At 52.6% G+C, this 12,180-nt stretch carries 13 protein-coding genes; 8 read left to right on the forward strand and 5 right to left on the reverse strand.

Going from position 1 to position 12,180, the window contains the following annotated elements:
• The first annotated feature begins 122 nt into the window (after positions 1-122).
• Entirely contained in the window at positions 123-458 is a 336-nt protein-coding gene (locus tag AUMI_RS07800) for an ArsR/SmtB family transcription factor (protein ID WP_096383209.1), read from the forward strand.
• 9 nt (positions 459-467) lie between these two features.
• Positions 468-965 (forward strand): GNAT family N-acetyltransferase, encoded by a 498-nt coding sequence (locus tag AUMI_RS07805; protein WP_096383211.1) that lies wholly within the window; start codon positions 468-470, stop codon positions 963-965.
• Here the strand turns inward: AUMI_RS07805 and AUMI_RS07810 are convergent.
• Both AUMI_RS07810 and AUMI_RS07815 read right to left on the reverse strand, forming a co-directional pair.
• Complete coding sequence (locus tag AUMI_RS07810; RefSeq protein ID WP_096383213.1) at positions 962-1,645, reverse strand: response regulator; 684 nt, start codon at positions 1,643-1,645, stop codon at positions 962-964. The two genes, AUMI_RS07805 and AUMI_RS07810, sit on opposite strands and share 4 nt — an antisense overlap.
• A gap of 9 nt (positions 1,646-1,654) precedes the next feature.
• A complete protein-coding gene (locus tag AUMI_RS07815; protein WP_231951747.1) occupies positions 1,655-2,776 on the reverse strand; it encodes a sensor histidine kinase in 1,122 nt (373 codons plus the stop codon).
• Positions 2,777-2,955: 179 nt separating this feature from the next.
• On the opposite strand from AUMI_RS07815, the gene phoU reads away from it, so the two are divergent.
• The 5 genes from phoU (at position 2,956) to pstB (ending at position 7,803) form a co-directional block, all read left to right on the forward strand.
• On the forward strand, positions 2,956-3,630 hold the full coding sequence (phoU, locus tag AUMI_RS07820; RefSeq protein ID WP_096383218.1) for a phosphate signaling complex protein PhoU: 675 nt from the start codon (positions 2,956-2,958) through the stop codon (positions 3,628-3,630).
• 177 nt (positions 3,631-3,807) lie between these two features.
• Positions 3,808-4,896, forward strand: coding sequence for a phosphate ABC transporter substrate-binding protein PstS (pstS, locus tag AUMI_RS07825; RefSeq protein WP_425338924.1), 1,089 nt, complete (start codon positions 3,808-3,810; stop codon positions 4,894-4,896).
• Between the two features lie 86 nt (positions 4,897-4,982).
• Positions 4,983-5,927, forward strand: coding sequence for a phosphate ABC transporter permease subunit PstC (gene pstC, locus AUMI_RS07830; RefSeq protein ID WP_231951749.1), 945 nt, complete (start codon positions 4,983-4,985; stop codon positions 5,925-5,927).
• Entirely contained in the window at positions 5,927-6,997 is a 1,071-nt protein-coding gene (gene pstA, locus AUMI_RS07835) for a phosphate ABC transporter permease PstA (protein ID WP_096383220.1), read from the forward strand. Before pstC ends, pstA begins: the two co-directional genes overlap by 1 nt.
• A 26-nt stretch (positions 6,998-7,023) precedes the next feature.
• Positions 7,024-7,803 (forward strand): phosphate ABC transporter ATP-binding protein PstB, encoded by a 780-nt coding sequence (pstB, locus tag AUMI_RS07840; protein ID WP_096383222.1) that lies wholly within the window; start codon positions 7,024-7,026, stop codon positions 7,801-7,803.
• A gap of 45 nt (positions 7,804-7,848) precedes the next feature.
• Here the strand turns inward: pstB and AUMI_RS07845 are convergent, their stop codons facing one another.
• From AUMI_RS07845 to AUMI_RS07855, 3 genes are read right to left on the reverse strand one after another with little or no spacing between them, the layout of a single operon-like run.
• On the reverse strand, positions 7,849-8,292 hold the full coding sequence (locus tag AUMI_RS07845; RefSeq protein ID WP_172418292.1) for a YdeI/OmpD-associated family protein: 444 nt from the start codon (positions 8,290-8,292) through the stop codon (positions 7,849-7,851).
• Between the two features lie 19 nt (positions 8,293-8,311).
• A complete protein-coding gene (locus tag AUMI_RS07850; RefSeq protein WP_096383227.1) occupies positions 8,312-9,634 on the reverse strand; it encodes an aspartate aminotransferase family protein in 1,323 nt (440 codons plus the stop codon).
• A 4-nt stretch (positions 9,635-9,638) separates the two neighbouring features.
• Positions 9,639-10,997: a transaminase gene (locus AUMI_RS07855; protein WP_096383229.1), complete on the reverse strand. Its 1,359-nt coding sequence runs from the start codon at positions 10,995-10,997 to the stop codon at positions 9,639-9,641.
• 152 nt (positions 10,998-11,149) lie between these two features.
• Here AUMI_RS07855 and AUMI_RS07860 point away from each other — a divergent pair, with 152 nt between their 5' ends.
• Positions 11,150-12,178 carry an alpha/beta hydrolase gene (locus tag AUMI_RS07860; protein WP_096383232.1) on the forward strand — a complete coding sequence of 343 codons (1,029 nt, stop codon included), beginning with the start codon at positions 11,150-11,152 and terminating at the stop codon, positions 12,176-12,178.
• Positions 12,179-12,180 lie beyond the last annotated feature (2 nt).

Raw genomic sequence — 12,180 nt, forward strand, 5'->3', positions numbered from 1 at the left:
TTGAGCTTGATCATGGTTATTCCTTTCTCTCATATGAAGATGAATGGATTATGAATCGAAGTTTATCGATACGTTAATACAGTAGATCCTCATATCGATAAATGTCAATATATACTTGTGCCATGGCACTCACGCAGACAGTCACGGCTCCCAACGCCACAACTGAGCTTGCCCAACAGCTCAAAGCGCTCGGTGACGAGACACGATTGAACCTGCTGCTCAAGATTGCAGGAACCACTTGTGTTGACGGGGCGTGCATCTGTGATCTCACACCGGATACGAATCTGGCGCAGAGCACCGTGAGCCATCACATGAAACTGTTGGTTGATGCAGGTCTGCTCACCCGTAGTCAAAAAGGTAAATGGGCGTACTTCTCTCTCACTCCGGCAGCCAGCAACATCTTGCAGGCGTTAAACCTTGCTCCGGTCACGTGTTCCGACACCTGCTGCACGAGCTAGGAGTTTTCCGTGTCCACGTCGCAACAAAAAACTTTCTCACTGCGAAACCTTGACGAACAAGATGTGTCCTGGATCATTGAGGCGAGTAATGACTTGGCCATCCAACAAATGACGTCTCACGGCGGAGCACAAACTCAAGAAGCTGCACTCTCAGTTATCAACTGTTCTAATGGCGACTTCAAGTCTTGGGCAATTCTTGGTGACAATGAGCCACTGGGTGTTATCAGCATTCATTCTGTGGACGGACTCTCCGCAACTGCTGATGTGGGTTACTGGGTAGCCCCCTGGGCCAGGCGTCAAGGCGCTGCTGCCGCAGCGCTCAGGCTGCTCGAGAAAGAACTTTCTAGTTCCCCAGAAATCGCCTGCATTCAACTGAAGATTATGAATGCCAACGAACCTTCACTTGCATTAGCACGGTCATTAGGTTTTGAAGAGGTCTCTTCAGGGAGCTGCTCGTGTGGAACGCAGGGTGAAGTTTCTGCGAGAGTCTTCGAAAAGAAAATCTAGGCGTCGAAGCGATAACCCAACCCACGCACAGTTACTAAGTGCACGGGTTCAGCAGGGTCTGCCTCGATTTTGGAGCGAAGACGTTTGATGTGAACATCCAAGGTCTTGGTGTCACCGTAGTAGTCGGTTCCCCACACCCGGTCGATGAGCTGTCCACGGGTGAGAACACGACCCACGTTGCTCATCAAGTACTCCAAGAGTTCAAACTCTTTCAAAGGTGTTGCAACAAGCTCACCCTGAACATGCAAAGTGTGACGATCAGCATCAAGACGGATTCCAGCAATGTCGATGACTCCGTCATCGTTGCTGTCTTCTTCGCGAACATTGCGTCGAAGCACAGCTTTAATGCGGGCGAGAAGTTCACGTGTTGAGTAGGGCTTGGTGACGTAGTCATCTGCTCCCAGTTCCAATCCCACGACCTTGTCCACCTCAGTGTCTTTGGCAGTGAGCATGATGATGGGAATGTTTGAGGTGGTGCGAATCTGTCGACACACCTCGGTTCCAGGAACATGGGGAATCATGAGATCCAACAGGATGATGTCGAAGGAGCCGTTTGCAAAGACATCAAGTGCCTGCTGACCGTCCTCGGCAATCTCAACCTCGAAGCCTTCGCGTGTCAGCAAAAAGGCTAGAGGCTCGCTCAGTGCGCTTTCGTCTTCGACAAGGAGTATGCGGCTCACAAGTTATCCTTACTGGGTTGCTTCGGGGATGCGAATAGTGAAGGTGGAACCCTTACCTGGTGAAGACCAGACTCGGATGTCACCACCGTGGTTAGAAACAATGTGTTTCACAATGCTCAGGCCAAGACCAGTTCCGCCCGTGGAGCGAGAACGAGCTTGGTCGGTTCGGTAGAAACGCTCAAAAACACGTTCGACCTCTTCTTTGGTCATACCAATGCCCTGGTCTGTGACAGCAATCTCCACGAAAGAATTACGTCTGACAACACCAATACCGACCTGTGATTTGTCAGGGGAGTAGTGCACGGCATTGGCGATGAGGTTGCTTACCGCGACCACTAGCCGTGCAGGGTCTCCATAGATGGTGCTGTCGAGCTCGCCTCCGCTGACAAGTTTGATCTTGCGAGCCTTTGCAACCACTCGGTTGTAATCGATGGCTTGTTCAACAATGTCCCCAATGGTGACCTGTTCAAAATCAGCCAATGCACCCTCTGCCTGGAGGCGAGAAAGCTCAATAATTTCACGAGTGATATCACCCAAGCGCTTGGCCTCGGTGCCCAAGCGATCAGCAAAGTGACGAACCGTCTCTGGCTCGTCAGCTGCTTCCTGAAGTGCTTCAGCGAGCAGACCTACCGATGCAATTGGGGTCTTGAGTTCGTGGCTGACATTGGCCACAAATTCTCTACGAATATCGTCAAGGCGCTTGAACTCGCCACGGTCAACCACACTGATAAGAACAAAACGGCTTCTAAAGGGAGATGCGTGAACAGAGACCGTCAAGGTGGCATCGCCCAAAGGCCCGCGAGCAATTTCCATGTCGTCTTCGCGGACATCGTTACCCTTGAGCGCGGCCTCGGCAATCAAGACAATCTCAGGAATAAGGATCCGGCCTTGACCCACAATAGAGAGAATGCTCGCACCCTCAGATGCAGTGAGGACGTTGAGGGATTTGTCCACAACAAAGACAGCGCCATCGAGCCTGCTGACTACTTGTGCAACACCACGTGGCAGATCATTGGAGGAACGTTCGGCTTCTTCTTCGCGCTGACGCAGCACCCAGATGATGAGAAGAACAATCGCCGCGCCCGCGACAGCTCCTACACCAATGGCGAGCAAGATCAATGGGGCAGACATGATGCTCTAACGCTAACCCACCTTTGCCTTCCCTCAAAAAGAAAATAGGCAGGAGTAGGCTTGGAAAGTCAACTGTTAACCTGACTCGCTCTTTTCGTTAACCTGTGTGACAACTCAACTTCACTGTCACAGGGCTTACTGAGATAGCGGTTGATAAAAACTATGTATAAGGAATTCACATGCGCGACGTGTTTCAGCAAGAACTTCAGGAAGTTCAGCAGCGTCTAGTAGAGATTGCCGAGCTTGTTGCAGAAGCAATGCGCAAGGCCACCACTGCTTTTCAAGACAGCGACATCACTCTTGCCGAGGAAGTTATTGAAGAGGATGCTCACATCGATGAGTTGGCTCTGACACTTGACGAACTTGCAATTCAAATTCTTGCTCGCCAACAGCCTGTTGCTCGCGACCTCCGTGTTGTTGTAAGCGCACTGCGCATGAGCGCGAACCTCGAGCGCATGGGTGACATGGCCGAGCACCTCGCTCAGCTCACTCGATACCGCTTCCCTGACAAGGTGATTGCGAAGGGTCTTCGCACCACCTTCAAAGAAATGGGCGAAATAGACATCCAGATCGCTGAGAAGCTCATCAAGATGCTCAAGTCTCAAGAACTTAAGCAGCTGGAAAAGATTCGCGATCTTGACGACAAGATTGACTCGCTTCACCTTTCTGTCTTTGACAAGGTACTTTCTGATACTTGGGCGGGAACTTCTATGGACACCGTAGATGCCACGCTGGCCAGCCGTTACTACGAGCGCTTCTCGGATCACGCTATTTCGATTGCTCGTAAGGTTGCCTACCTCTCCACCGGAGAATGGGCACCAGATATCGACGAAATCACTGAATCTAAGGCGTAAATGCTTAGAGAAAAGACCCGCGATTAATTCGCGGGTCTTTCTTGTTTTCATGACATTTATCATCGTTCACCAACTGTTTACCTTGCGTGTGCCATCACGTCACCCACGTCCCATAACGTGAATTTAGGAATCACAACGATTCCTCACACCAAGAAGAAAATCCCGAAAGGATTACACGTGAACATCACACGTTTCGGCCGCCCCATGGCAGCCATTGCTATCGCAGCAACCACTGCTCTTGCTTTCAGTGCTTGTGCTGCTAACGAGCAAGGCTCTTCCACCAGTGACCTCACTGGAACTCTGGTAGGTGCAGGCGCATCCAGCCAGGGATCTGCTCAGGAAGCATGGATTGCAGCATTCCAGACTGCGAACCCCGGCGTCACCATCACCTATGACCCCTCCGGATCTGGTGCCGGTCGCGAAACCTTCATCGCGGGTGGATCCAACTTCGCTGGTTCTGACTCCTACCTCAAGGACGAAGAGCTTGCTGGTACTTTCGCAGCATGTGCTCCTGGAACCGCACCTTTCGAGGTTCCCGCCTACATTTCACCTATCGCTGTGATTTACAACGTTGATGGAGTTACTGACCTCAACCTGGACGCATCTACCATTGCGAAGATCTTCTCTGGTTCAATCACCAACTGGAACGATGCAGCAATCTCAGCACTGAACCCAAAGGCAAAACTCCCAGACCTTGCTATCACCGCTGTTCACCGTTCAGATGACTCGGGTACCACTAAGAACTTCTCTGACTACCTCTTCCAGACTGCAAAGGCTGACTGGGTAATTGACAAACCAGCTGATACCTTCCCCTTCCAGACCGGTGAAGGTGCACAGGGTACATCCGGTGTAGTCGACGCAGTCAAGAACGGAACTGGAACTATCGGTTACGCTGACGCTTCCAAGGCAGGTCAGCTTGGTATCGCCAACATCAAAGTTGGCGACAAGTTCATCAAGTACACCCCAGAAGCTGCTGCTGCAGTTGTCGCTGAATCCAAGCCAGTTGACGGTCGTGCAGACACCGACATGGCTATCAGCATCAACCGCACCACCACCGACCCAACTCACTACCCCATCGTTCTCGTCTCTTACCTCATTGGTTGCAACGAGTACGCTGAGGCCGGTGTCGCTGACCTGGTGAAGCCATACTTCACCTACATTCTCAGCGCACAGGGTCAGGCAGACGCAGCTGCAGCTGCTGGCTCAGCACCTCTAGATGCAGCAGTTTCCAAGCAGGCAACTGCCATCGTCTCTGCAATCAAGTAACAACCTCTAATGCCCAGCCTGGGGAATCATCAGATTCTCTAGGCTGGGCATTACCCAAATCCACAATTTTGCAGTAAGAAGGACTCGTGGCTATCGACGTTCAAGAACCGACTCAGGTCAAAGCACCCAGTCGCCGAGGAGATAAAGTCTTCTCCACTTCTAGCCTCGTTGCAGGATCCATAATCCTCGCCGTTCTCGCTGCTGTTGCCATCTTCCTCATCGCTCAAAGTATCCCGGCATTTATCGCTGATCCGTCCAAGGTAGGTAAGGGCGAGGGATTCTGGGCATATGTTTTTCCTCTCGTTTTCGGAACAGTCTGGGCTGCAGCACTAGCGCTCCTGATAGCTGTTCCGTTTGCAATCGGTATTGCGCTCTTTATTTCGCATTTCGCACCGCGCAAGCTCGCCCAAGGTCTCGGTTACGTCATTGACCTTCTTGCTGCAGTACCTTCGGTCGTTTTTGGCCTCTGGGGAATTACTGTTCTGGCTCCAGCTGTTCAGCCGTTCTTCTCCTGGTTGGTCGATAACCTCGGCTGGATTCCGATCTTCGCAGGCCCTGTCTCTGGAACTGGACGAACCATTCTGACCGTGGCCATTGTTCTGGCCGTCATGATTTTGCCCATCATCACAGCGATTACTCGTGAAATTTTTCTTCAAACCCCCGTTCTGCATGAAGAGGCAGCCCTCGCGTTGGGAGCCACACGCTGGGAAATGATTCAGACCGCAGTGCTTCCTTTTGCCCGCCCTGGAATAATCTCAGCAACCATGCTTGGTCTTGGTCGTGCTCTCGGTGAGACCATGGCTGTCGCAATGGTGCTCTCGCCATCGGTGATTATTTCTTTCGCTCTTCTGCAATCACAAAACCCCACCACCATCGCTGCAAACATCGCCCTGAACTTCCCTGAAGCTCACGATCTGGGTGTTAACGTCTTGATTGCTACCGGATTGATTTTGTTCCTCATTACTCTGCTGGTGAACTCGCTCGCTCGCATGGTCATTAACCGCCGCAAAGCATTCTCGGGAGCTAACTAATGACCGCCCTCGTTGTTCCTGCTCCGACCAGCGCTCGTCGGCTATCCAAACTCACGCTGTGGGCCACCGCTGGTGTGAGCGGTCTTGTTGCTTTCGGTGTCTTCGGTGTCCTCATGGCGGCTGGCATCTCCGAAGGATTCAACATTGTTGCTGCGGTCTTTGTGTCAGCAGTGCTTTTTGTTCTCCTTTCCTACATTCTTTCCCGCATCGTAGAGGGGCGTCGTAAAGCATCTGATCGCCTTGCTACAGGTCTGGTTACCACGGCTTTCATCGTCGCTTTGCTGCCCTTGATTTCTTTGGTCTACACCGCAGTGGTCAACGGTCTTCCTCGTTTCGATGCCACCTTCTTCAACTCCTCTATGCGCAACATCGTAGGCGCCGGAGGTGGTGGACTTCACGCCATCGTGGGAACCTTAGAGATTACGTTGGCAGCGACCATCATTTCGGTTCCAATCGGAATTATGACCGCAATCTATCTTGTTGAATACGGCAAGGGCCGCCTGGCTAAAGCAATCACCTTCTTCGTCGATGTGATGACGGGCATTCCGTCGATTGTTGCCGGTTTGTTCGCCTTCGCACTGTTTGCAATCTTCTTTGGTCCCGGAATTCGTTTCGGTATTGGTGGTGCGGTTGCACTGTCCATCCTCATGATTCCTGTTGTCGTTCGCTCCACCGAAGAAATGCTCAAGCTAGTTCCGAACGAGCTGCGCGAAGCGTCCTATGCACTGGGCGTTCCCAAGTGGCTGACGATTGTCAAAATCGTGATTCCCACCTCTATCGCGGGAATCATTACCGGTGTGATGCTGTCAATCTCACGCATCATTGGTGAAACAGCACCGCTGCTCATCATCGTGGGTATGAGTACGAGTATGAACTACAACCTGTTCTCAGACCGCATGGCAACACTGCCTGTGTTCGTGTACACCCAATACGCCAGCCAGGGTTCAGATGCTCAGGCTTATATTGACCGCGCCTGGACTGGTGCTTTGGTCCTGATCTTGATCGTGATGGCGTTGAACCTTATCGCCCGACTCGTCTCTAAACTCCTGGCTCCTAAGGGCCTCCGCTAAGTTTCACCACACCAGAAGGAAAACCTGTGTCTAAGCGCATCGAAGTCAAAGACCTCAACGTTTACTACGGCAAGTTCAAGGCCGTCGAAGACGTCTCGCTCACTATCGAGCCACGGACTGTCACTGCCTTTATTGGCCCTTCCGGTTGCGGTAAGTCGACCTTCTTGCGCACCCTCAACCGCATGCACGAGGTGATTCCCGGTGCCACCGTTGAGGGTGAAGTCCTCATTGACGGCAAAAACCTCTATGACCCAGATGTTGACCCCGTGATGGTTCGCCGTCAGGTCGGTATGGTTTTCCAGCGCCCCAACCCCTTCCCCACCATGTCGATCAAAGACAACGTCCTCGCGGGTGTGAAGCTCAACAACAAAAAGATTTCAAAATCAGATGCCGACACCCTTGTTGAGAAGTCGCTCAAGGGTGCCAATCTCTGGAAAGAAGTGAAGGACCGTTTGGATCTTCCCGGTTCTGGTCTTTCAGGTGGTCAGCAACAGCGTCTGTGTATTGCTCGTGCGATTGCGGTGTCACCTGAGGTCATCCTCATGGATGAACCCTGCTCGGCACTGGACCCCATCTCAACCCTGGCCATTGAGGACCTCATCGAAGAGCTCAAGGCCAAGTACACGATCGTCATCGTGACCCACAACATGCAGCAGGCATCGCGTGTGTCAGACAAGACCGCTTTCTTCAACATTGCCGGCACCGGTGAACCAGGAAAGCTCATCGAATTCGATGACACCACCACGATCTTTGAGAACCCTCACGTTCAAGCAACTGAGGACTACATCTCTGGTCGCTTCGGATAACCACTCAACTCAAGTAATGAAACCCCCTCCGTGGAGGGGGTTTCATTATGCCAAGTTCGAGATTTTCTCGATCGCTTTGAGCACCCTTCGTTCTTTTGTCTCTGGGGCATTGGCCTCGGATACTGCTCTCGCATATTCACGCCGGTGGGAGTAGCTCAGCTTGGCGAACACCTCTGTTAGGTTGTGCTCATCCAATGCAGATACAAGCTCTGGTGGAATTTCGACTTCTCGATATCCGGCATCAAGCTCGAGATCGACAGTTACTGTTTCGCCAGAAGAAACACCTGCAGCAGTTCGTTCTTTCTGAGGGAAGACAACCCTGCATTCTCCCGCCACTCCTGTTGCCGTGCTTCGGTAAGTGTGGCCATTGATGGTCACTTTCACTGGGGCGCGTTTATTCGTTCCCAAATCGGCGAGTACCGAGTCCGGAATCAACAGAGAGGCGTGGTTTCCTTCGCCCAGAACCTCGGTTGTGTAACGAACACCCATCGTCATTCCTTGGGTATTGTTAGCTCAACTCTGTGAGAACTGCATCAATGATGGCAAGACCTTCACGTGCTTCGTCTTCCGTGACCACGCACGGGGGAACAACGTGGAGACGGTTATCGGCCATGAAGGGGAGCAACTTGTGAGCCATGAGAGCTGCCTTGAGCTTGCCCATCCAGGCCGCGTCAACGGGCTCTTTGGTTTCGCGGTTAGCCACGAACTCCACAGCCCAGAACACACCTGAACCACGGACATCACCAATGATCTGGTGCTTGTCCTTGAGAGCGTTCAGACCGGGGCCCAGAACCGTTGCACCAATGTGCTTGGAGTTCTCAACAACTTTCTCTTCTTCCATTGCTTCGATGGTGGCAACAATTGTTGCGCAGGCGAGAGGGTGGCCTGAGTATGTGAGACCACCTGGGAAGACACGCTCGTCGAAGGCGTGAGCTATCTCGCTGTTGATGATGACTCCACCAACAGGGATGTAGCCAGAGTTCACGCCCTTGGCGAAGGTGATGAGGTCAGGAACCACATCGAACGCGTTGAAAGCGAACCATTCACCGGTGCGACCAAAGCCAGCCATGACCTCATCCAAGATGAGCACGATGCCGTACTTATCGGCCAGAGCGCGAACACCCTTGAGGAAGCCAGGAGGAGGAGTAAGAATACCTGCGGTGCCAGGAACAGATTCAATCAGGAAGGCCGCAATACTTGCAGGGCCTTCTGCTTGAATGGTGCGCTCGAGGAAGTGAAGAGCACGCTCTGATTCTTGTTCCGGGGTGGTTGCCCAGTATTCGGAACGGTAGAGGTAGGGGCCGAACACGTGCTTGTGGCCACGTGAGTATTCGTTTGGAATACGGCGCCAGTCACCGGTGGACACAATTGCAGCACCAGTGTTGCCGTGATAGGAGCGGTAGAACGAGATCACCTTGTCGCGACCAGTATGCAGGCGAGCCATGCGAATGGCGTTCTCATTCGCGTCAGCACCACCATTGGTGAAGAAGACTTTCTCAAAACCCTTCGGTGTGTGAGAGAGGATTTTCTGTGCTGCCAGCGCGCGAACATTGTTCGCGTGTGCTGGCGCCACAGTGGTGAGCACATCCGCCTGTGCTTTGATGGCGGCAATCACCTTGGGGTGCTGATGGCCAATGTTGACGTTCACCAACATGGAGGAGAAGTCGAGGTAGGTGTTGCCCTCGTAATCCCACACCCGGGCACCCTTCCCTCCAGCAATCACGAAGGGAGCAAGAGTTCCCTGCGCAGACCACGAGTGGAAGACGTTACTAATGTCTGCCTCGCGAACGGTCGCATTATCGGCAGGGTGCATTAATGGTGATTCAGTCATGAGGCTATTGTCCCAACAATTCTTTGATTGCTTCTTCGAAAACTTCGTGATGCTTCTGGACGTCCTCCACCGTGGTGGTGGGGCACATCAAGGCCATGTTGTGGAATGGGGTCAGCAAAATGCCTCGGTTAGCAAGGTAGAGGTGAAGGAAGTCTTCGAGCTCACCGTCGGCAGCGGCGTTCGCCTCAGTACCGTTCTTGGGGTAGGGCTTCGCAAAACGGTACTCAGCCCGTGCGCCCAACTGGTTGATCGACCAGGGTAGGTCGTACTTGTCAAAGAGAGCCTGCACGCCATCGTTGAATACGGTGGCGGTGGCAATCATCTTCTCGAAAGCTTCCTCAGTGAGGACGTTTTCGAGAGTTGCGCGCATCGCGGCAACAGAAAGAGGGTTACCTGCAAGAGTTCCACCCACACCACCCATGTCGACCAAGTCGAGGTCGGTGCGAGCCAAGGCTTTCTCGGCGAAGTCTGCACTGAGGCCGTAGGCACCGGTGGGAATACCGCCGGCAATGGACTTACCAATAATCACAATGTCAGGCTCCAGGTTGTCACGCTGGGTCATACCACCGGGGCCTGCAGAGAACGTGTGAGTCTCATCGATGATGAGCAGGGTTCCGTATTTGCGAGTGAGTGCACGAACACCTTCGTGGTAACCAGGATCTGGAAGCACAATACCGATGTTGGTCAAAGCTGGCTCGATGAGTACAGCCGCAACATCGCCGTTGGCCAATTCACGCTCGAGCATCTCGAGATCATTGAACTCTGCAACACGGCTGGTCATCGTGACATCTACGGGTTCACCCACGTTGCCTGGTCGACTCATTCCGTGACCGTCAGGTCCCACCACAATCAAGGACTCATCAACTGAACCGTGGTAGCAATAAGAGTGGAACAGGATTTTGCTGCGACCGGTCAGTGCACGTACCAATCGGATAGCCCAACGGTTCGCATCAGTTGCTGTGAGAGAGAAGCTCCACTTATCCATTCCGAAGCGGCGTGACAGTTCTGCACCCACCCACTCGGCATCTTCGGTGGGAAGCATGGTGGTGAGACCACCTTGCTCGTCGACACGCTTTTTTATGGCGGCGACAACGTCAGGGTTGGAGTGACCTGCCATCGAGCCGGTGTCTCCAAGAGCAAAGTCAATGTATTCGTGTCCGTCAATATCCCACACGCGGTTTCCTTTGGCGCGGTCGAGATAAATGGGGAAGCCACCAGCTTTCTTGTTCATCCAGGTCATGGGAACGCGGCCAAAGAGGTGGGTAGCGTTCTCGTAGGCGGCCTGTGACTTGGGGTGCGCGGCTGTGAATGTGGCGCGCTCGCGGTCAAAGAGTTCAGCTAAACGGTTTCTGTCGATCATCATTTTCCTTTGCGGATACGAAATAAGTAGCAAATTTGAGAATTTACTGGCGAAATTGATAGTTCGTATCCATATTTACTGAGGATTTCCTCACTATATGATGCTAATCCGTGAATTCACAGTCCCACAACATATTTCGGGTACACAATGGAAATGTGGATAAGTCAGTCACCTGGAAACCCGACGTATTAGGTATTGGGTATTTGCAGGCAACCCTCGAACTCAAACCTGACGCCGAGGGTGAAGTGGTCGCAACCCTGGTCAAAGCACTTCCTCCGAAGGTGCCATCCTTCTTTTCACGTTTAGTGGGTAAAGCAGAGCAGGTTGCAACCAATACCGATGTTCTCTACATCCATGGCTGGTCAGATTATTTCTTCCAAAAGAACTTGGCGGAGTATTGGCGCTCGCAGGGAGCCCAGTTTTATGCACTCGACTTGCGCAAATATGGCCGGAGTATTCGACCAGGTCAATCCGAAGGTTTTATTGAAGACCTGTCTGACTATGACGAAGAAATCGAGCTGGCACTTGAAGTGATGGGACACGGCACCGAGAAGTCACACTCTGACTCTCGAGCTGCTGCTGGGAGGAAACTTGTATTAATGGGCCACTCCACCGGCGGACTGGTGTTGAGCTTGTGGGCAGATCGCAATCCTGGCCGCGCCGATGCAGTTGTGCTTAATAGCCCCTGGTTGGAGTATCAGCTCACTGCTGCGGCACGAGCACTGGTGACGCCCGCCTTGCGTGCGGGAGCGAAACTCAACCCTAAAACCAAGATGCCGAGTATTGACTTTGGTTTCTATTCACGCACCATCGATATTCATAAAGATGGTGAATGGGAATTCAATCTTGACTGGCGCCCAGAACACGGTTTTCCCGTTCGTCCTGCCTGGTTAAACGCGATATTGACAGGCCACGCCAAAGTTGCTGCCGGCTTAGATATTGATGCGCCGGTTTTTACCTGGTTATCCACCAAGAGTTTGCTGGTGCCCAGATGGAGCCCAGAACTGAAGAAAGCAGACGTGGCCATCGATGTGAACATCGTGGCTGCCCGCGTTCACCATCTGGGGAAACTCGTCACCTTGTCCCGTATCGAGAACGCTATGCATGATGTCATCCTTTCTGCGCGTCCCGTGCGGCAGAAAGCATTTGCTGAACTTACCCGCTGGTTGAAGGCATACCTTTAGAA

Origin of the sequence: Aurantimicrobium minutum (genome assembly GCF_002355535.1) — a bacterium.
Lineage (GTDB): Bacteria > Actinomycetota > Actinomycetes > Actinomycetales > Microbacteriaceae > Aurantimicrobium > Aurantimicrobium minutum.